This window comes from Arsukibacterium perlucidum DSM 18276, from assembly GCF_000382165.1.
Classification (GTDB): Bacteria; Pseudomonadota; Gammaproteobacteria; order Enterobacterales; family Alteromonadaceae; genus Alishewanella; species Alishewanella perlucidum.
Map to the genome: position 1 here is coordinate 77,571 of NZ_KB907711.1, position 19,677 is coordinate 97,247.

Annotated in this window: 20 protein-coding genes; 14 read left to right on the forward strand and 6 right to left on the reverse strand. The window is 47.8% G+C overall.

Annotated elements, in window-relative coordinates; translation table 11 throughout:
- The first annotated feature begins 47 nt into the window (after positions 1 to 47).
- From H141_RS0109915 to H141_RS0109980, 12 genes are all read left to right on the forward strand, one after another.
- Complete coding sequence (locus H141_RS0109915) at positions 48 to 392, forward strand: thiol-disulfide oxidoreductase DCC family protein (RefSeq protein ID WP_019676108.1); 345 nt, start codon at positions 48 to 50, stop codon at positions 390 to 392.
- On the forward strand, positions 389 to 772 hold the full coding sequence (locus H141_RS20065) for a hypothetical protein (protein ID WP_019676109.1): 384 nt from the start codon (positions 389 to 391) through the stop codon (positions 770 to 772). The genes H141_RS0109915 and H141_RS20065 overlap by 4 nt, the downstream gene beginning before the upstream one ends.
- A 9-nt stretch (positions 773 to 781) precedes the next feature.
- Entirely contained in the window at positions 782 to 1,219 is a 438-nt protein-coding gene (locus H141_RS0109925; RefSeq protein ID WP_019676110.1) for a DUF3429 family protein, read from the forward strand.
- A 446-nt stretch (positions 1,220 to 1,665) separates the two neighbouring features.
- A complete protein-coding gene (locus H141_RS0109930) occupies positions 1,666 to 2,727 on the forward strand; it encodes a hypothetical protein (RefSeq protein ID WP_019676111.1) in 1,062 nt (353 codons plus the stop codon).
- 45 nt (positions 2,728 to 2,772) lie between these two features.
- Positions 2,773 to 2,910 (forward strand): hypothetical protein, encoded by a 138-nt coding sequence (locus H141_RS21430; RefSeq protein WP_019676112.1) that lies wholly within the window; start codon positions 2,773 to 2,775, stop codon positions 2,908 to 2,910.
- A 178-nt stretch (positions 2,911 to 3,088) separates the two neighbouring features.
- Complete coding sequence (locus tag H141_RS0109945; protein WP_019676114.1) at positions 3,089 to 3,502, forward strand: hypothetical protein; 414 nt, start codon at positions 3,089 to 3,091, stop codon at positions 3,500 to 3,502.
- A gap of 98 nt (positions 3,503 to 3,600) precedes the next feature.
- Positions 3,601 to 4,344, forward strand: a complete 744-nt coding sequence (locus H141_RS0109955; RefSeq protein ID WP_205620369.1) for a hypothetical protein — start codon at positions 3,601 to 3,603, stop codon at positions 4,342 to 4,344.
- Positions 4,345 to 4,482: 138 nt separating this feature from the next.
- Entirely contained in the window at positions 4,483 to 5,565 is a 1,083-nt protein-coding gene (locus H141_RS0109960) for a serine hydrolase domain-containing protein (protein ID WP_019676117.1), read from the forward strand.
- 120 nt (positions 5,566 to 5,685) lie between these two features.
- Entirely contained in the window at positions 5,686 to 6,480 is a 795-nt protein-coding gene (locus H141_RS0109965; RefSeq protein WP_019676118.1) for a trypsin-like serine protease, read from the forward strand.
- 85 nt (positions 6,481 to 6,565) lie between these two features.
- A complete protein-coding gene (locus H141_RS0109970; protein ID WP_019676119.1) occupies positions 6,566 to 6,991 on the forward strand; it encodes a hypothetical protein in 426 nt (141 codons plus the stop codon).
- A gap of 155 nt (positions 6,992 to 7,146) precedes the next feature.
- Positions 7,147 to 7,404 carry a type II toxin-antitoxin system Phd/YefM family antitoxin gene (locus H141_RS0109975; protein ID WP_019676120.1) on the forward strand — a complete coding sequence of 86 codons (258 nt, stop codon included), beginning with the start codon at positions 7,147 to 7,149 and terminating at the stop codon, positions 7,402 to 7,404.
- Positions 7,392 to 7,694 carry a type II toxin-antitoxin system RelE/ParE family toxin gene (locus H141_RS0109980; RefSeq protein ID WP_019676121.1) on the forward strand — a complete coding sequence of 101 codons (303 nt, stop codon included), beginning with the start codon at positions 7,392 to 7,394 and terminating at the stop codon, positions 7,692 to 7,694. Before H141_RS0109975 ends, H141_RS0109980 begins: the two co-directional genes overlap by 13 nt.
- A 117-nt stretch (positions 7,695 to 7,811) precedes the next feature.
- Here the strand turns inward: H141_RS0109980 and H141_RS20070 are convergent, their stop codons facing one another.
- The 3 genes from H141_RS20070 to H141_RS0109995 form a co-directional block, all read right to left on the reverse strand.
- Complete coding sequence (locus H141_RS20070) at positions 7,812 to 8,624, reverse strand: HDOD domain-containing protein (protein WP_019676122.1); 813 nt, start codon at positions 8,622 to 8,624, stop codon at positions 7,812 to 7,814.
- A gap of 116 nt (positions 8,625 to 8,740) precedes the next feature.
- Entirely contained in the window at positions 8,741 to 9,793 is a 1,053-nt protein-coding gene (locus H141_RS0109990) for an aldo/keto reductase (RefSeq protein ID WP_019676123.1), read from the reverse strand.
- 174 nt (positions 9,794 to 9,967) lie between these two features.
- On the reverse strand, positions 9,968 to 12,811 hold the full coding sequence (locus H141_RS0109995) for a M16 family metallopeptidase (RefSeq protein ID WP_019676124.1): 2,844 nt from the start codon (positions 12,809 to 12,811) through the stop codon (positions 9,968 to 9,970).
- A 280-nt stretch (positions 12,812 to 13,091) separates the two neighbouring features.
- On the opposite strand from H141_RS0109995, the gene H141_RS20075 reads away from it, so the two are divergent.
- Entirely contained in the window at positions 13,092 to 14,624 is a 1,533-nt protein-coding gene (locus tag H141_RS20075) for a tetratricopeptide repeat protein (protein WP_157610839.1), read from the forward strand.
- A gap of 40 nt (positions 14,625 to 14,664) precedes the next feature.
- On the opposite strand, the gene H141_RS0110005 is transcribed toward H141_RS20075, so the two are convergent.
- The 3 genes from H141_RS0110005 to H141_RS0110015 all read right to left on the reverse strand — a co-directional run bounded on the left by H141_RS0110005 (position 14,665) and on the right by H141_RS0110015 (position 18,377).
- Complete coding sequence (locus tag H141_RS0110005) at positions 14,665 to 15,996, reverse strand: esterase/lipase family protein (RefSeq protein ID WP_019676126.1); 1,332 nt, start codon at positions 15,994 to 15,996, stop codon at positions 14,665 to 14,667.
- Positions 15,997 to 16,164: 168 nt separating this feature from the next.
- Positions 16,165 to 17,097, reverse strand: a complete 933-nt coding sequence (locus H141_RS0110010) for a M14 family metallopeptidase (protein WP_019676127.1) — start codon at positions 17,095 to 17,097, stop codon at positions 16,165 to 16,167.
- A gap of 53 nt (positions 17,098 to 17,150) precedes the next feature.
- The gene (locus H141_RS0110015) at positions 17,151 to 18,377 is read right to left on the reverse strand and encodes a hypothetical protein (protein ID WP_051090398.1); all 1,227 of its coding nucleotides are present in this window, start codon (positions 18,375 to 18,377) and stop codon (positions 17,151 to 17,153) included.
- Positions 18,378 to 18,636: 259 nt separating this feature from the next.
- Between H141_RS0110015 and H141_RS0110025 the strand changes: the two genes are divergently transcribed.
- A complete protein-coding gene (locus H141_RS0110025) occupies positions 18,637 to 19,611 on the forward strand; it encodes a glutathione S-transferase family protein (protein ID WP_019676129.1) in 975 nt (324 codons plus the stop codon).
- The last annotated feature ends 66 nt before the right edge of the window (positions 19,612 to 19,677 follow it).

Here is a 19,677-nt window from a genome sequence, read left to right on the forward strand (position 1 = left end):
CCCGCCGGCACCGTAACTGGTGCCATGGTGGCGAACTGAAACGACTGATGAAAAAACTGTTTTATGATGGCAGCTGTAAGCTGTGCCAACGCGAAATCAGCGCCCTGGCGCCAAAACTAAGCCCGCATCTGCAGCTGGTCGATATCAGTGCAGCTGGCTTTAACGGCTTTGCCGGGGTAAGTAAAGGCGCCATGATGCAGCAAATTCATTTGTGGGATCAGGATCATTTTATTATTGGTATCGACGCCAGCCTGCATTACTGGCATCTGGCAGGTTACCGCAAGCTGGTGGCATTTCTGCGCTTCGCTCCCTGTTACTGGCTAGCCGGCAAAGCTTACCGGCTTTGGGCGCGCAGCCGGGCAAATTGCTCTGATGGTAACTGCGCCTTGTGAGACCACGCCGGCCAGGGCGTAACCGCCCTGTTAGCAAACAGCATGATGCAACCGATAAGCAGATTTTACGACTGCATCAGGCGATGGTAGATAAGCTGCTGGCCAATCCGGCGCTGTTGCCCGCTATTTACCAGCGGCTGGAGCAACGCTATCAGGCTGGTCAGCTAAGGCACAGCGGCTATATTCACTGGCACAGTATACTTGATTGTATTGAGCAGCCCGAAATGTTCCGGCGCGAACTGCTGGACGAGGGCGAGCGGATGCGCAAATTGCGCCGCCGTACCATTCTCACCGGTATTTTAACCGAGCAGGAGCGGCTTGAACTGCTATATGCCGGACCGGGCGACTCAAATAATCAAGTCATCGACCACAATAGCTAAGGACAGAGCATGAAACTGATTAACACCCTGGGCTACGCCGGCTTACTGCCTTTTGCCTTACTGCCACTGGCTTATCATCTGCAGTGGCAGGTTGGCAGCACACCGTTACTGCTGCTGTATCAGTTATACAGTGCGCTGATTTTAGGCTTTATGGCGGGTGTGCTGTGGCCGGTGCTGCATCAACAGCAAAACCCTGCCAAAACCAGCAAACTTGCTGTGCTGGCGGTGAGCTTTCCGGTAATAAGTATTATCGGCCTGGCACTTACTCCTGGTTATTTCTTACTGCTACAGGCCCTGCTATTTGTGCTGCTGCGCATAACCGAATTCAGCTCGGGCATTAATCAGCATTACATCAAGTCTTATCAGGGCCTGCGCCATGCCTTAACCCTGGTCGTCACTGTCAGTCACTTAGTGATGTATGTGCTGCTTAGGCTATCTGTAAGCTAAATCGCTCCCAACATGTCAGATAGATAACAGCTGGAACCCCGTTTTGGTCACCACAGAGTGTCTGAGTAAGCGTGAGCGAATGACAAATACGTCGGGAACGTATTTGAACAGCTTTGCTGGCTTGCGAAGGACAGGATGTCCGAATTAATTGCTGTGGCGAGCCAAGGCGGGTGTTGCAGCCGTTATCTCAGCATGCCGGATACAACGCTATTTCAGAAGTTCTATCCTCTATTGCTCAAGCTAGATATATCGGCAAGCCCGCACTCAGCGTTAGACCGAAGTTTCCGTATTTGTCTTGATTATTAATATTGCATGTCCCCATAAATCATTGTAAATAAGCCGGTTACGTTGTAATGTCTGCCACATCATATTTACAAAGACGGAACAATCCGCATTTAATTACGGAATTTTCCGTCGAATAAGCGTTATGCCGTTCGGAGATATCAATGAATGATTCGATAAGATCAAAACTTCCGTTTTTATTTCTTGTCTGTATTTCGATAGGGTGGGGTTTTTATTACCAATCTAACAGCAAGCTAAATGACTATGGCAGCGCGAACTTTGAATGGCTGTTTCTTTTGGATGCATTAATAGTACTACCGATAATCTGTTTCGTCTGTGCTAAAAATAAAAAAGAAGGCTTGTTAAAAGCTGTTGTTTTAGGCTGCTTAGCTGTTCTGATCGGTAGTTACATTATTCCTGAGCAAAGTAAACTAATCTGGCATTATCTTGAAAATGGTCGCTATTTTGTCTTGGCTGTTATTCTGTTGTTTGAACTTGTTGCAATTTTAACAGTGTATCTTGCGATTAAAGCAGCCATCGGTAAGAGTGAAGATCCCGATCTTTCGATAGAAAAGCCAATAAAAAAATACTTGGGTGAAAGTCCTGTTGCGTCTTTATTGACTTTTGAAACGAGGATGTGGACATTTGCTTTTTTTGCAAATCGCATCAAACCAAAACATTTCAGAGGTGAGCAACACTTTACCTATCATCAGAAAGATGGCGCAAAAAGTAACTTGCTAGGTTTCATCTTCCTCATTGCATTTGAAATGCCAATTATGCATCTGGTGTTGCACTTTATCTGGTCACCTCTTGCTGCAAATGTTGTCACATTACTCACGATTTTTAGTTTGGTATTTTTTATTGCAGAGTATCGGGCACTTTCGAGAAGGCCAATTTCTTTAGTTTGTAATAAGTTATTTGTTCGTTATGGGCTTTATCATCCGCTGGTAATACCGTTAGAGAACATTGTTAAAATTGAAAGAAATAACGAGTTTGTTCCTCGCTCGAAATTTGTAAAGCGTTACAATTACTCAGGTAATCCAAATATCAGAATTGAACTTTCAGAGCCGTTGGGGTCGGTTAATTCAATTTTCATTGGTGTTGATAATGCCGAGTATTTTATCTCAGCTTTGTTAGATTCAGCATCACGGCATAACAATCAAATATTATCGCCAGCAAAAAGCGCTGGCTGCGACGTCAACCCGCTGCGCGGCTTTCCGCGCTAAATTTGGGCGTTATGTTCACCTCAAATCATAATCAAGGAGTTACATATGAGTAAAAATTTAAGAAAAACAGCTGCATACACTGCTTTGGTTTTAGTACTTGGGTGTGTTGCATTTTACGCATCAATGGAAGATTACCAGAAAGAAAATTTTTCAAAGTTAGTCAGCCAAACCTTTTCAGGATAGGCTTTTGCTGGATTAACTAATTGTATTTTTTTAAAGCTTTTTGCATGGGTGCATTTCAAATAGCAAGTGAACATAACAAAAAAATATTATCGCCAGCAAAAAGCGCTGGCTGCGACGTCAACCCGCTGCGCGGCTTTCCGCGCTAAATTTGGGCGTTAGGCAAACAAGGAGTAAGTAGATGGATCAAATTAAAAATCGAGTAATCGCAGTCATTTTAGGTATTGCGCTGGCTTATGCGTCAATTGCTATTGCAGGTATTGGTGCTGCGGTAGCCATACCAGCTGACATTCTAAAACCTGTTGCACAAGTATCAGGCTTACTTGCGTTCACTCTGGTCGACTTGTTCACCATCGCGGTGCCGCTGGCAGCAGCATTTTTAGTGGTAGCTTTTGCCAGTAAGCTGGTAATCAGCAAGCCAGATTTCACTTTTTATGCGTTGTTGCTCGCGCCTCTGGTGCTATTGCAACTGTATTTTGTTGCACAATCACAGCCTCAGATGCTCAATAACATCATAACAACGCTTCCACGTTATCTTTTGTTGGCCGTGTGTTTTTACTTCTTGGTTCGCAGCAGTAAGAGGGCAAATGCCTAACAAGGCCAGTCAGCAACGGCCACTGCGTGGCCTGGACCTCAAACCCGCTGCGCGGCTTTTCGGCCGCTGCTGGCTGCGTTATATTTCAAGGAGGGTTGGTGAAGCATTTAGTTTTAGTTTTAGTTTTTTCTTTTCTGGTTGTTGGCTGCACCAGTTTAAAAGACGTTAGTGAAAGCAGCCATAATTCTGAATCTTTTGTTGGTATAGAAGATGGAAATCTGATTTATCAAGGTGAAATAACTGAAGCATCAAATGATGTGATTTTTTCATCGTATAGGGCTGCTGAATTCAAGCCAAACCGACTGCTTATTTCGAGCCAAGGCGGTGAGATTGGTGCGGGAATGAATTTAGGTCAATGGGTCAGAGATAATAATTTGGATGTTGAGGTCATAAGAGTATGCGCTTCTTCTTGTGCTAACTATGTATTACCAGCTGCCAATACGAAGTACTTAAGAAAAGACTCGATTCTGATATGGCATGGCAGCGCTTGGCAATCCAATTGGCATGTTGATCATGAGCACCGAGAAACGTTCAATACACACATCACTTTAATGCGTCAGAAGGAAACTGATTTTTACGCGGATATCGCAGTCGACAACTTACTAACTACTTACGGCCAGTCTAAATTTAATTTCTTGGACTTCACTCTGGGCTTGTTTGGCAAAGGAGCTGTTGGTTACGATTACTCTAAAGCTGATATGGAAAAATTTGGACTAGTTAATATCGTACTCTTAGATGGCGAATGGGATTGGAGAAAATATCGGCCTGATAGAGCAAGTCTGGTAAAGCGTATCAAGGTTGACGATGATTTTGAGTTTGAGCTCCGTAGATTTGAAATATAACAAACAAATGTTATCGCCTGCGAACAGTGCTGGCTGCGACGTAAACCCGCCGCGCGGCTTTCCGCGCTAAATTTGGGCGTTAGCTAGCAAATGCAGGTGCGGTGTAACTGCGATGGACTCTTAAGATATGGATGTTAAATGACCAAATTTAGTATGTTTGCTTTACTCTGTTTGTTACCTCTTTGTACAGCTTGTACTCAGAAGTCTGTGATCGTTAACCATGCTGCACTTGATGCTCAATTGTTAGCAAATGCACAAAAACACGGAATTCCCGGTCAGGCCCTGTTGGTGATGCACAATAGCGATATCTTGTACCGAAATGCCATCGGTACGACTGCCATCAAAGACGGCGTACCGGTCACGCCGACGACTGCCTTTCCCGTCTACTCTGTCACTAAGTTGTTTACTATCACGCTCGCTATGCAGTTACAGGAAGAAGGAAAACTTGATTTTTCTGCTCCTGCTTCACAATACGTCGACAATTTACCGCCTTCCTGGCGCAGTATACGTATCGAGCAGTTTCTGAATCATGCTTCAGGCATTCCTGAGTATTTTGACAGTAATGATTTTTCGCGTCCGTTTCCAGCCAGTCTAGCTGCCGTATTTGCAAAGTTAGACAAAGTCGCACTTATATCAGAGCCGGGTGAGCGGACGAGCTATACCAATACCAACAATCTGGTGATTGCTGCTGTACTGGAGGCTATCACACGCACACCTTACCGCGAGCTGTTGCACCAGCGAATCATAAAACCGTTGAACCTTCAGGAGACGTGGCTCAACCTTGCTGATGTACCCAAGGCTCGCCTTGTGAAAAGCTATCGGGTGGGAACAGGCCAGATTATGCCTGATCTGGCCATCTCGTGGCCAGATTACAGCATCGCACATGTCGGCGCGTACATGACTCTGGATGATTTAGGCAAATTTATGTCCGCATTAGCCCAAGGGCGATTCGTTGCAAAGTCAGAACTACTGCGGCTATGGCAGCCCTATAAACTTGCAAACGGCGCTACGGGCTTTTTTGCACACGGTTTGGATTACAGTGAGTGGGGACGTTGGCTCGAAGTTGGTCATGATGGGGGGACCAAAGTTCGGGCGCGGATCTTGTTCGATGACAATCTTGATGATCATTACGTGATCGTCTATTTGACCAATGGCAATATGGATGGAGTCTGGTCGCATACGCTTGTCCGTTCAATCCAGACGATTGTATTGCCGAATTAGCTCTTGGATAGCAGGAGCATCTTGTCGCAAGCAAACTGCGCGGACTGCGCTTTCAACCCGCAGTCCGGATTTGCACGCTCATTTGGGGCGTTAGCTTTTTGATTAAACAATGGACATAGCATGAAGTTCTGGAATTTATTTTTTATAGTGAGCCTACTATTACCGAATTACTGCAACGCAGTTGTAAAGCGACACGATATTCCTCAAGAACAATATTTGGTTAAAAATGTACCGGAGTATTTGATTGATATGCCTCACGAGGGGCATGGTGTGCTGATTGCACCTCAATGGATTGTTACAGCAGCACATGTCATTTTTTATGACTACACAGGTAAAAGCATAAAAATTGGTGGTGAAAGTTACACAATTGAATCAGTAACCAAACATCCTGATTATATCGAGCCAGACGAATCTTTGTTTAAGGGAGATGCTGCACGATTAATGGCTTTCTTTGCTGCAAGGAGTGATATCGCGTTAATCAAGCTTTCATTACCAGTCAGTAGTATCACTCCGGTGGAAATTTATCAGGAAGACAATGAAGTGGGGCAAACTGTCACTGTGTTTGGTCGGGGAGCCACAGGAAACGGTTTAATTGGTGAGGACTTGAGTACTAAACCTCTACGTAAAATGCATTCCTTTCATAACAAAATTGATGGTGCAAAGGGTAATTGGCTGACGTATAAGTTTGATTCACCGCCTGATTCATTGCCGCTTGAAGGCATTCACGGCTCTGGTGACAGCGGAGGTGCATCCGTTATTTTCCTTGATGGTGAGCCTTATCTTGCTGGATTATCAAGTTGGCAGTATTGGCAAGGTGACCTTTCTACATTCAAAGGTGGTCTGTATGGCACTACCGCGTACCAAGTAAGGTTATCTGTCTACAAAGATTGGATTTTAGGTGTGTTGGCTAGCTAACACATGCCAGCACAACGCGTGTTCAGCGCGACTCGCAACAAGTTGCTAGCGTGTGTTGCGGGCGTTAGTTTTATAGGGTTAGTTGATGCAATCTACAATTAAAAAAACATTGTTTAATATTGGCGGTTATTCTTTTTGGATTTTATTGGTTTGCTGGGGGGTTTTATTCCTTATTCTCAAGAGTTGTCAAACGCTCTGTCACCATACCGTTGTAAATGCGGTTTCGTCACCAAATGGTGAGCAAGTAGCAGAAATAAGCATCGGCGATTGCGGTGGGGCTACGACAGACTTTTTTGGTAGTGTTGATGTAAAAAGTAACAATCCGAAACTGCGTGCTGAAAACTTATTTACCTTTGCGGGTCGTCCCGAAGAAACAGGGCTTGAGGTATATTGGGTTAATGACAACGAGCTTGTTATCAGTGTCTCTGATCTTTATAAAGCTCGGACTATAAATCCTAATGGTAGAAAAAGTGCTGATTTAAAAGTAAGTTATCAGTATCGTAAGTTGTAAAAACCAACAAACAAATATTATCGCCAGCAAAAAACGCTGGCTGCGACGTCATCCCGCTGCGCGGCTCGCCACCCATGTGCTATGCCCTGGTTACCATTGCCTTACCCGTCAAGTGATACTATAGTGCCACTTAAAGTTTAGACTGGGGTGAATCTATGAAAGTTGAGCTTGTTACAAACCTCAAGCGCCAAGCTACAAAAATCCTGGCAGACTTGCATCATACCAAAGAGCCGGTCTTGATCACGGAGCATGGTCAGCCATCTGCATACCTTGTAGATGTGCAGGATTACGAATTTATGCAGCGTCGACTTGCGCTGCTTGAAGGGCTCTCCCGGGGAGAGCTTGCGGTACTGGATGGCAGAACGTATAGCCAAAGTGAGGCCAGAGAGAAAATGAGTAAATGGCTGAAGTAATCTGGACCGAGCCCGCCCTTCAAGAACTGGATGCCATCGCTGAGTACATTGCTTTGGACAAGCCTGTTGCCGCAAGTCAGCTGATCCAGGAAGTTTTCGATAAGATCGGGCATTTGGAAAAATTCCCTAAATCCGGGCGGATCCCTCCAGAGCTCCCTGATTCGGTATACAGGGAGGTAGTGGTTACACCGTGTCGTATTTTTTATCGTGAGGATGGGCAGCGGGTTCTCGTTCTCTATGTCATGCGAGAGGAGCGGCAGCTTCGCGTGTACATGCTTGAAAACAGCTAACAATCCGGCTCATTCGGATGCCTTTGTTTCCGCTTCGCCCAAACCTGACATTTGCAATTATCAAATCTTACCGAAATATACATGTCAGGTGGTGGGCTTGCCTGCTAAATGGCGCTGCTACTGCAACATCGCACTTATATCGCTTTCCTCTTCGGTAAAGTCGCGCATGCTGGCGTAAGTGTCATCTAAATTCATATGTGCAGCATGAATTAACTTCACCGGCAACTCGTCAAAATTACCTTCGCTGACATGCTCCCGGTAATGAATCATATAGCGGGCCAGATAGAGTAACGTGGCATAAGGCAGCAAGGTGCCACTGCCGGCGGGTTGTTGCTGCCACAAAATAGCATCGGCGATATCGTCCGGAAACTTCCAGTATTTTGCCAGTTCACTGCCGGCCATGGTGTAATCAAAGCCGAATAATTCGAGCTGGGTTTTGCGCCGGGCTGCTCCACCCTCTACCTGCTCGTCGATGGTTTTAGCAAGCTCGGGTTCAATGATATGAATAAGATACTCACCAATGCCATGCAGCAAGCCACAGGTATAGGCGACTTCCGGGTCGGCTTTATTTAATTTAGCCAACCATTTTGCCCGGTTGGCCAGCATAAATGAACGACGCCAAAAGGCGTTTAAATCGAAGGTAGCAGGTGCTTTAAAACTGGAGACTAAACCAATAGATAACACCAGGGTGCGCAGTGCATCCCGCCCTAATACTACCAGCGCATCTTTAACCGAACCTACTTTGCGCTGGCGACCATAGCGCGCCGAATTTGCCAGGCGCAATACCTTGGCGGTAATGGCCTGATCGCTGGTGATAATAGTAGCCAGTTTGTCAGTCGACACATCGTCGTCGTTCATACTGGCGATCAGCTTTTGCACCACTTCCGGAATACTGGGTAAATTGGTTGCTTGCTCGATCATTTGCTGCATGGCGTTCTGATTCCACTACTTATCTGAAGAAACGGTTTAGCTTTTTAATGAGCTTAATGGCTAGGCTACAACTTCACAAGTAATCAAAGCACAGAATTTAGTTATTTAGTCCGCACTTAAAATGGTAGTGGATGTTGCCGTAAATACTGGTTGAGATCCTCGCTTAGCGCTGCGCTGATCTTCAAACTAAAGGCTGCAATATTCTGCTGCAGCTGCGGCATAGTGGTGGCGCCGATAATGGTGGAGGTAACACCCTCTACCTGATTTACCCAGGCTAACGCCAGCGCAGCGGGGTTAAGCTGATGGCTGGCAGCTAACTCAGTAAAGGCCGCTATCGCTTGCGCAGACTGCGGCGTGTCGCGAAACAAACCATTGCGCTGTAGCATACTCCAGCGGCTACCCTCTGGCCTTGCGCCATGCAGATATTTACCACTTAACGCCCCGCCAGCCAGCGGTGACCAGGGCAGGTAAGCGATATTTTCATGCCAGCATTGTTCAATTAAATAAGGCCAGTCTTTGGTATGCAGAAGGCTGAATTCGTTCTGGATAGAGACCATGCGCGGTAAGTTATGTTCAGCACTGAGCTTAAGATACTGGCTGATGCCCCAGGGCGTTTCATTAGATAAGCCACAAAAGCGGATTTTGCCCGCCTTAACACAGCTATCCAACGCCTGCAATAAACCGAGGATTTGCTCTGTTTGTTCGGCAGAATTAACCTCTGCAAAGCCAACACGGCTCACACTATGCCTGCCAAAGTGTGGCGATACCCGGTTTGGCCAGTGCAACTGGTATAAATCCAGATAATCTGTTTGCAACCGCGTTAACGACTGATCCACCGCCTGCTTTAAGGTTGCCGGCGTCATTATGCCGCCGCCACGAATATACGATAAGCCACTACCCGCCATTTTGCTGGCCAGAATAATGTTTGATCTTTGGCCACTGTTGCGGCTAAGCCAGTTACCTATTATTCGTTCTGTCGCACCATAAGATTCGGCCGTTGGCGGCACTGAATACATTTCTGCGGTATCGATAAAATTAACACCCTGCGCCAGCGCATACGCCAGCTGGCTGTCAGCGTCTTGCTGAGTATTCTGGGTACCCCAGGTCATGGTTCCCAGACAAACCCGGGATACCTCAATGTTGCTGCTGCCAAGTACTGAATATTGCATAGCTAATCCGTTGTGAAGACAATAGTTAAATCGATTACGCTGTTTTAAGCAGACTTTTTTGCCACTTTAGGGGCTTAGCCCGCAAAATACCAGCAATACCCCTGCACCATACCATAATAAAAATGCAGTAATAAAAACGCCACCCGCAGGTGGCGTTTTGGCAGCTAAATTAGCTTACAACGATAAATCTTCCACCGGATAGCCCAGCGCTTCCAACTCAGGGCGCAGCACGGCAGAATCGCCCACTACCACTATCACCATATCTTTGGGATCAAAGTGTTGCCTGGCCAGCTGGTTTATCTCCTGCTGGCTAATGTTGGCAATAATAGCATTGCGTTCATCCACAAAGGTTGGCGCCAGGTCATGCTCCAGGATCTGCGCTAAAAAGCCCAGCTTGGCATTAGGCGTTTCATATTTTAACGCATCACGCTGATTCAGTGCCCGGCGCATAAACGCCAGCTCCGGCTCAGTTACGCCATCGGCACTAAAGCGGTTAAGCTCATCGATAAATTCTTTTACCGAGGCAGCAGTGGCATCAGCCCTTACTGCAGCCGAGGCAATAAACACCCCGGTATAACCGTCAGCATTGAAACCAGTACGGGCACCATAGGTGTAGCCCTTATCTTCACGCAAGTTAAGGTTGATCCGGCTGTTAAAATTACCACCAATGGTAAAGTTAGCCAGGCCGGTTTTAAAGTACTCCCCGGTAATGTCCTCAGCTAAGCTGCGCTTGCCAATCCGGATTTCCGACTGGGGCGAGTCATCTTTATGCACCAGATAAATTACCGAGCCACGGCTGGTATCTGCCGGCACCTGTAAATCTACCGCCGGCGCTTTGCCGGTAAACTGAGTAAGGGGCGTAATAGCCTGCTGCAGCTGCTCTTTCGCTAAGTCAGATACCACAATTAACTGGCCTCCATCGGGTTTAAAGTGGCTTTGGTAATAGGCTTTCACATCGTCCAGGCTCAGGTTAGTGACACTGGCCAAAGTACCGCCGCCAGGCTGGCCTAAAATACTGTCACCATACATCAGCTTACGAAAGGCGTTACTGGCCAGATAGCCGGCATTTTTCTCTGATTGCTGAATGCCCTGCAAACGCTGTTGCTTCAGCCGGTTAAAATCATCCTCGTTAAAGGCCGGCCGCAACATCTTCTCCATTAGTAAATCAATGGTCTTATCAAGATTCTTGCTCAGGCTTAATACATACAGCTGAATATGTTCGTCACCGGCGCTGATGCTGATATAGCTGCCCAGTTTCTCCAGTTCCAGCGCAATTTCTTCGCCGGTAAAGTTGCTGGTATCTTCATTCAGCATCGCAGTTAACATACTGCTTAAACCGGTTTTATCCGGGCTTTCGAAGTACAGGCCACTATTAAGCTTTAACAGCATGGCAGTGGTAGGCGTTTCATCGCTTGCTGCACCCAATACATTTATGCCGTTGGCCAGGCTGCTCTGCCAGTAAGCCGGTACCGTAACAGCCGGGTTAACACCGGCTTGCGGCTCGACACTGCGATCGAAGTTATCCGTTGCCCGGCGAACCTGCAAATCTTCAGCGCTGGTTTGTGACGGGCCCCCAAAATCCAGCACTGTTGGGCTGAAATTATCAGCTGCAGCAATTAAATCCAGTTTGCCGCGCGGCACCACTGACATCACGACCGAGCCCTTACCTTTGAGGTAAGTATTATAAACCCGCATTACATCTTCTTTGGTTACCGTGTTAACCCGGTTTAAGTCGTATTGCAGGTTGTCCGGGTTACCGGTCAGCGTTTCGTTAATGGCCAACTGGCTTACTTTGCCAGACACACTTTGCAGGCCATAAATTGTATTAGCCTCCATTTGCGCTTTTACTTTTAACAAGTCGTCGTCATTGACCCCACGCTGCTCAAACTCGGCCAGGCTTTCGCGTAGCAACGCTTCAATATCAGCCAGGTTTTTACCTGATGCCGGATGGGGCAGCGCCAGTAAATTAAAGGTACAGGCCAGTTCTGCACAAGGGTGATTCACATTGGCTTGCACCGCTATCTGAGTTTTCACCAGATTTTTATAGAAAATAGAGTTTTTACCACCACCAAGAATTTCCGCCAGCACATCAAGCGCCGCTTCATCCTGATGGCGCAGATATACCGTCGGATACGACATGTAAATCAGCGGCAAATGAACGTTATCTTCCATCGAAATATAACGGTTATTATCCAGTGAAACTGGCTGTTTTGGCGCAGCTGTTACTTCAGGACCACGGGGAATAGAGCCAAAATACTGTTCAACTAACGGCAGTACTTCATTCGCCGTTACCGCACCACCTATGGTCACGGTGGCGTTATTCGGGCCATACCAGCGCAAAAAGAAGGCTTTAACGTCATTGACGTTAGCCCGGTTTAAGTCATCCATATAACCAATAACCGGCCATGAATAAGGGTGGCCCACCGGGTATAAAGCTTGTGACACGCGCTCACCTAACCGGCCATAAGGCCGGTTGTCGACCCGCTGGCCACGTTCGTTCTTCACCGTTTCACGTTGTACTTCAAACTTTTCTTCCGTTACCGCGTCCAGCAGGAAGCCCATCCGATCTGCTTCTAACCACAGCATTTTTTCCAGCTGGTTAGAGGGTACGGTCTGAAAATAATTGGTTCGGTCAGAATTTGTGGTGCCGTTTAAGGTGCCGCCGGCCTCAGTAACAATCCGGAAATGTTCTTCGTCAGCAACGTTTTCAGAACCCTGAAACATCATATGTTCAAAAAAGTGGGCAAACCCCGATTTACCCAGCTCTTCCCGGGCAGAACCTACGTGGTAAGTTACATCGACATGGACCAGCGGATCAGAATGATCTTCATGGACAATAACCGTTAAGCCGTTGGCCAGCTGATATTTTTTATAAGGTATCGACACCCCGTCTTTTTGCTGAACATGTTCAGTAATCAGGGTTACGCCTTTTGGCAATTGTGGCGCTGCAGGTTGCTGACTACAGGCGCTGATCCCGGCTACCAGCCCCATCGCCAGCACTATTTTAGATAATTTCAAATCATATTCTCCAGATTTTATTCTTGTTGTCATTTTGTTTACAAGGTCATCTTAAGTGTTTAAGCCGGCCGAGTCATCCTGTTGGAAATATTTTGAAACACGTTAGGGCGTGTTGACCTTAGTTTTATCATTTAACCGGCGCCAGCAGGACAGTAACACTAACTTTCAACATGTTTGCCTGGTTAAAAGTTCAACGCCTGCTAGGCTTAAGCTGCTAAATTATATTAATTTAATACACTAAACCATTAGCAGCGCAGCAGGCACAGTCAGGGAGACAATAGTGAAAGTAGTAATGCGGTTTTTATCGGAGTTACGCCGGCGTAAAGTCATTCAAACTCTTATTCCTTTTTTGGGTGTGATCTGGCTGCTACTGCAAATTATTGCCGTGGTAACCCCCTTACTAAACTTAAGCCCGCTGGTGGCCACCAGCCTTACTATCTTTTTGTTCGCCTGTTTCCCGGTGGTATTTTACCTTTCATGGTATTTTGATATCACGCCACAAGGCATCAGAGTTACTGAAGTAGACACCACTGAAACGCCAAAACCACTGGGCCTGAAATGGTGGCTGGGTTTTGCCGTGGTATTTGCCGGCTCCATTATGCTGGGCTATCACTACTTTAATAGTGCCCGCACCGATTATGTTAAACGCAACGAGGGCCTGATCAGCAGTGTCAAAGCCTCTTCCATTGCGGTATTACCATTTCGGGATCAAAGCCCAGATAACGACCAGCATTATCTGGCTACCGGGGTTACCGAAGAGCTGACCAACCTGCTTGGTCAGGTATCCGGCCTGCAGGTTACTCCGGCCAGCGCGGGGTTTAATCTGGCCGGCCAGAATTTACTGCCGGTTGATATTGCTAAACGGCTGCAGGTAGAAACCTTACTCAGTGGCAGCATTCATAAAAGTGGCAACCAGCTGCGGCTGCGGGTAGAGCTGATTAACGCCAATGACGGTATGACCCTGTGGACCCAGAGCTTTTCAAGGCAACTAACCGATGTTTTTGCCATTGAAACCGAAATTGCCCGGGCTGTTGTTAACCTGCTGCAGGAACGCTATCTGGCAGCTGACGGCCTGAATAATTTAAATAATACCACCAGCAGTGATGCTTACCTGATGTACCTGCGCGGCCGCGAGCAATACCGGCTGCATACTACCAAATCTATTAAAGAAGCCCGCCGCTTATTTGAGCAGGCCATAGCACTGGACCCGGAGTATGTGATGGCTTATGTTGCGCTGGCCGACACCATTATTTTACTGGCCGAGGGCAGCGCCGGCTTTGGTATTTTAAAAGCCGATATTGCCGCTACCCTGGCCGAACAACATTTAGCCAAAGCCCTGGTGCGCGCGCCGGAACTGGCAGAAGCCCATGCGGTGCGTGGCCTGCTGTTATTTTATTTAGAGGGTGAAACAGACGCGGCCCTGCCGGCGCTAAATAAAGCGCTAAGCCTGAACCCCAGTTTAGCCAGCGCTCACTTGTGGCGTTTTGCGGCACTGGAGCAACTGGGCCGCAGTCAGGATGCCTGGCAGGCACTGCAGCAGGCTTATAAACTCGACCCGATAGCCATCACCCACCAATACAATCTGGCCTTTAAACTGGCCGAACGTGGCGAGCTGGCAAGTGCTGAGCAGCAATACCGGCAGCTAATCGCAGATTTTCCTGCCTCACCAGCAGGTTATGTTGGTCTGGCAGAATTGGGTAGCCAAACTGCGGCAAAACAGGCTCCTGTATTAACCGTTACCGGGGCAAACGCATTAGTTAACAGCGCTGATCCGCAATTACAGCAGCAAATTAAAGCTCTGGGCTGGCAGTAAATTGCCGCTGCAATTGCATGTTTCGTTGCCTGCTTAGTGCTCAGCGGCCCAGTTTAAACACACTGGCATCAATACTGCGCTGCATCACCACCTGCAGCAATACCGTCTGGTGCGGTATAAATACCCAATCGATATTTTCCGGCTCCAGCTTTAAACCAGCAGTAGCGGTGGCGGCAACGCCGGCATAACCGACCGGCTGGCGAGGTGGCTTATAATGCGGTTCGGCATTAAAGCTAAGATACAACTTGTCCAGTTGATAACGCTGGCGCAGCGCAGTCAGGCTGGCCAGGTCAAAGTACAAAGTACGATAAGCACCATTGTCACTGTAAGCATGCACCCCACATAAAAACTGCTGATACAGCTGCTGCTCAAATTTCTCGTCTTTTTTACCGGTGCGGTAAAACTCAACAAAATAATCCTGCACGCTGTTGGCCAGGTGATCGGTTAGCTGACAAATTACCTGGCTGCGCTGCGGGCTGCGCTCTGCTGCGCCCGGGTCAAGCGAAATAATCTGTTGCTGCCAGCCGAAGCTGTCACCAAGGCTTTGATAATCGGTATCTTCTACCTGCAGGGCCTTCGCCAGAATAGTTTCGGTAAGCGGGTTTACGGGCCCTTTGTCTTTAAATACCAGAGTGCTGTGGTTTTCTTTATCCAGAATCGCCAGCGCAATATCGCCTTTACTCGTGCTGTAGCGCAAACTGCCCGGCAAAACGCATTGCTGTTCATCCAGTGCCAGCTCTATCCGGCTGCAATTGAGGTTAGCACCACTGATCCGCACCGTGCCGTCAGATCCTGGCTCGTTGGCAATAGCACTTATCCCGGAATAACCGGTATTGCCGGTCATCACTGTGGCCAGAATTTTGCCGGCGCCATACCAGCTTTCCTCGCCGAATAAATCCTGAAAGGCCAGTTGCTGGCTATAGGGTGAGGCTAGCTCCAGGCCTTTTAAGATTTGGGTGCCGGTCTGAAAGCCAGGCTGGCCCCAGCCTTTAACGGCCCGGCCAAAAAAGCTGCGGCCCTTATGAGCTAAATGCGAACCAAAATTAGCCGGCGCCATCATCACAAAACGTTTGACCGGGTTGTGGCTGGCACTGTAAAACTGGGTAAGCCACTGCCTGGCTACCAGTGCGCCGGTGCTGTGCACTACTAAGTCGATACTGCGATCAGCGGTGGGCAAGCCCATCTCATGCCAGGCACGCTGCATTGCGGTAGCTAAATCGGTATAGGTGACATCGTCGTGCATCGACAGCCAGTCGCCCAGGTGTAGATGCACGGTTTTTTTATTAGGTAATTGTTTGATAAATTTACTGATAGCGGTAAAGGAGCGACTGTTGTCGCTCCAGCCATGCAGAATAATAACCGGGTTGCCCATGCTGTCTTCCTTGTAGAAACCGGAAAACCAGACAACACCCGCAATGCATGCAGATCTTGGTTTAATTAACTAAGGTAGCTTAATGCTTTAAACCAAAATATTAAGCCAGAATAAAAAACGCCAAATCAGTATAGCAAGCTTTATTCACCATGCTCTGATATAGCAATATTAATAGCCGTTCGCTTTTAAATAATCCAGTGCTGCCACTATCGCCGTTACCTGGGCCTCAATACATTGCTCCGGGCTGGCATTAGGGCTATCCGGATACACCTCAGTAGTGGTGACATAACGCGCATCGGTAATGCCGCCGCATAAGCCTAAGGCTTTTTTCGGGTAGTTCACCACCCCCGGCTGGCTGATTGGCTCACCAATCAGGCAGCCGTTGCTGTCTGCCGGCGCTATCTGAGTAACCTGGCTGACAGCCTGATTAATCGCCTTTTGAAAATCAGCCACCGGTTTGGCGCTGTCGCCGACTAAATAAAAGCCATCGGGAATATCCCAGTTGGTATTAATCTCGCCATCGCGCGCTGCTTTTGCCGGCCGGAATTCGCTGTTATCCGAGTTTGTGGTCTCATGTAAATCGATATGGGCCAGTATTGGCTGCTGCAGCTGCTGTAAAAAACTGACCACAGCCACTGCCTCTGCTGCCGGACTGTCGGCAGTGAAGTTGCGGTTCGGATCCAGCGCTAATGGGTTCCAGCGGTTAATGGTCTCGTAGCCCCAGGGGCTGATACAAGGCAGCACCAGCAGATTAAAGTGCGTACTATACTGGCTGGCGGCAGTTTGCAAAAACCGGATAGCGCCCTGCACCCCGCTGGTTTCATAACCGTGTACGCCACCGGTAACGATTACGGTCGGTTTATCCGGGTCGTTACCATTACTAAAGGCATAAAGCGGATAACAGCTGGCGCCATACTGGCGGTAGTCAAGCTCAGCATATTGCTGACGCGAAAAACCGGGGGCGACCTGTTCCAGGCGCTCCAGCACCTGCTGCTGAAAACTACGTTGAATGTGCTGGCTGGCCAGCCACTGGGCTTTTTCGGTACTGCCCCAGGGCTGCCCTGGCTTGCCAATCGGGTATGAGGTAGTTAATTCTGTCACTGTGGCTACTCTTTTATATTTTAGTTTTTGTTCTGTTCGTGCCGCTTACTATATCAGAACGGGATTTCCAGCTGAACGTTACCGCCGCCAAATTGCAGACTGTGCAGTTTAACACCAAGATTAATAACCATCCGGGCGCCGGTACTTTCTTTTAGCAGCACGGTCAGGTTAGGGTTGAATTTAGCTAATACGCCACTGTCAATTAACGGCTGATCAGTAAAACGTTGCAATTGTCCCCTTGCCGAGGCGTAACCCAGATACAAGGTGGGCCGCAAACTTATTCTGCGGCTGTATTGCCAGTGCAAGCCGGCGTAGGTGTAAAGTTCTCGCCGGTACTCCGCTGGCGCTGCGCCATTGGCAAAGCGGCTGTCCCGCTCATTCAGACTAAGTGCATGCACACCGTACCAGTAATCTAAGCCTGTTGGCTGATAATGACGTAACTCAGCATTCAGCTGATAATAGCGACGTTGCATCGTTTGCATCTCAGCATTGCCAGCCAAAGCCTGCTGCTGGCGCTCTGCGTATTGGCCCTGCCCCTGAACTGTCAACTCAACATCGTTACGCAACTGCCGGTTCCAGCCCAGGCCGACAGCGTATTGCTCGTTGCTGTAAGCCAACTGCCGCTCTGCATCGTTAAATTCAGTTTTTAAATTCAGATTAGTAAAGCCATACAGCTGTTGCTGGCCTAACTGCCAGCCACCACTGGCATAAAGGGTAACGGGGTTAGTCTGATAACTGTTTCCGGTGTAGGTTTTACTGTTATAAACCACGTCGGTAAAAACCACAGCTGATTTCAGCCAACTGCCATCAGCAAAGGGCTGATTTATTTCCAGCTGTAAATCCAGCTGGTCTTTCGCCCCTTGCACATCGCCCCACAGGCTGTATTCGGTAGCGTGATTCTGGCTGCGATAGCCCATACCAATTAACTGGCGGTCATAACGTCCGTCTAAATCTTCTGCCCGGCTAAACCTGACACCGGCAAAGGCCGGCATGTCAAAATCGACTGTTTTCTGCAAAACCGAATGGACAAAAAATTCGCGGCTGCGGGTACTGCCGCCGGTGCCATACCAACCATCCTGCTGCCATAACGGGGCAAAAGGTTGCATTGGCACCGGGCTGAAACTCAGACGCTGCAAAAAACTTTCCAGATTGTAATCGAAATCCCGGCCCTGCAATTGCTGCAATCTGAAAGGTTCCGGGCCGTACCAACCCGAATAGGCTTGGACAGTAGTTGTCAGGGGTAGCATGCCAAGCGCAATTATCCGGGGTATTCTCTGCATAATTTTTTGCATAGCTTTTTGCATAGCTTTCGGTATAGCTCTGGTTATAGTTTGCTGCATAGCGGTTTGCATCATCTGGCCTGAGTATAAAATACTCCAGCTTAGCGTACTGACAAGCAACTGCAAAGCCGCTGGTAGCAGCGGCTTCCTGCATTCTGTTCTAATTTGTCGAACAAACCTGCCACTATTATCAGATAGCCGTTACCGGCACAGTTGGCTACAGTGTGAATAATATTCAATACTTCAACAGGAGTCTGACATGGGTTTACTGGTTAAAGGTAACTGGCAGGATAAATGGTACGACACCGACAGTAACGATGGTGAATTTAAACGCGAAAATGCCCAACTACGTAACTGGATAACCGCCGATGGTAATGCCGGGCCAACCGGTGAAGCCGGTTTTAAAGCAGAGAAAGGTCGCTATCATTTGTATGTCTCACTGGCCTGCCCCTGGGCGCACCGCACCCTGATTTTTTTACAACTGAAAGACCTGACAGAGTATATCAGTGTGTCGGTGGTGAGCCCGGATATGCTGGAGCATGGCTGGGAGTTCGATAAAAATAACCACAGCTCTGGGGACAGTTTGTTTGACGCTGCCTACTTGCATCAGCTTTATACCCGCCATCAGGCTGACTACAGCGGTAGGGTTACCGTACCACTGTTATGGGATAAGCAGCAAAACCGGATTGTCAGCAATGAATCGGCAGATATTATCCGGATGCTTAACACGGCGTTTAATAAGCTTACCGGCAATAACGACGATTTTTACCCGGCAGATTTACAACCACAAATTAATGAGGTTAACGAACTGGTTTACCACAACATCAATAACGGTGTGTACCGTTGTGGTTTCGCTACCAAACAGCATGCTTACGAGCAAGCCTATCAGCAATTATTTGCGGCACTTGATAAGGTTGAGTCGATTCTAAGTAAAAACCGCTACTTAACCGGAGAGTTAATTACCGAGGCAGACTGGCGGCTGTTTACTACTTTGATCCGCTTTGACGCCGTGTATCATGGCCACTTTAAGTGCAATAAACAGCGACTGGCAGACTATCCAAATCTCTTTGGCTTTACCCGAGAGTTATATCAATGGCCCGGCGTGGCAGATACTGTGAATTTTTATCATATTAAACGCCACTATTACTTCAGTCACACCATGATCAACCCAAGCCAGGTGGTACCTGTCGGCCCGGAGCTGGATTATCTGGCAGCCCATCGGCGGGCTGATTAACAATGATTCGCTGTGTATAATATTTGATTAATAAAATCTAAAGAAGGCGCTATACTTTTTATATGA

What these genes read in the sequence shown, in the direction of transcription:
- H141_RS0109915 (WP_019676108.1), top strand. Translation starts at nt 48, where the DNA reads ATGAAAAAACTGTTTTATGATGGCAGCTGTAAGCTGTGCCAACGCGAA.
- H141_RS0109925 (WP_019676110.1), top strand. Translation starts at nt 782, where the DNA reads ATGAAACTGATTAACACCCTGGGCTACGCCGGCTTACTGCCTTTTGCC.
- H141_RS0109930 (WP_019676111.1), top strand. Translation starts at nt 1,666, where the DNA reads ATGAATGATTCGATAAGATCAAAACTTCCGTTTTTATTTCTTGTCTGT.
- H141_RS21430 (WP_019676112.1), top strand. Translation starts at nt 2,773, where the DNA reads ATGAGTAAAAATTTAAGAAAAACAGCTGCATACACTGCTTTGGTTTTA.
- H141_RS0109945 (WP_019676114.1), top strand. Translation starts at nt 3,089, where the DNA reads ATGGATCAAATTAAAAATCGAGTAATCGCAGTCATTTTAGGTATTGCG.
- H141_RS0109960 (WP_019676117.1), top strand. Translation starts at nt 4,483, where the DNA reads ATGACCAAATTTAGTATGTTTGCTTTACTCTGTTTGTTACCTCTTTGT.
- H141_RS0109965 (WP_019676118.1), top strand. Translation starts at nt 5,686, where the DNA reads ATGAAGTTCTGGAATTTATTTTTTATAGTGAGCCTACTATTACCGAAT.
- H141_RS0109970 (WP_019676119.1), top strand. Translation starts at nt 6,566, where the DNA reads ATGCAATCTACAATTAAAAAAACATTGTTTAATATTGGCGGTTATTCT.
- H141_RS0109975 (WP_019676120.1), top strand. Translation starts at nt 7,147, where the DNA reads ATGAAAGTTGAGCTTGTTACAAACCTCAAGCGCCAAGCTACAAAAATC.
- H141_RS0109980 (WP_019676121.1), top strand. Translation starts at nt 7,392, where the DNA reads ATGGCTGAAGTAATCTGGACCGAGCCCGCCCTTCAAGAACTGGATGCC.
- H141_RS20070 (WP_019676122.1), bottom strand. Translation starts at nt 8,624, where the DNA reads ATGCAGCAAATGATCGAGCAAGCAACCAATTTACCCAGTATTCCGGAA.
- H141_RS0109990 (WP_019676123.1), bottom strand. Translation starts at nt 9,793, where the DNA reads ATGCAATATTCAGTACTTGGCAGCAGCAACATTGAGGTATCCCGGGTT.
- H141_RS0110005 (WP_019676126.1), bottom strand. Translation starts at nt 15,996, where the DNA reads ATGGGCAACCCGGTTATTATTCTGCATGGCTGGAGCGACAACAGTCGC.
- H141_RS0110015 (WP_051090398.1), bottom strand. Translation starts at nt 18,377, where the DNA reads ATGCAGAGAATACCCCGGATAATTGCGCTTGGCATGCTACCCCTGACA.
- H141_RS0110025 (WP_019676129.1), top strand. Translation starts at nt 18,637, where the DNA reads ATGGGTTTACTGGTTAAAGGTAACTGGCAGGATAAATGGTACGACACC.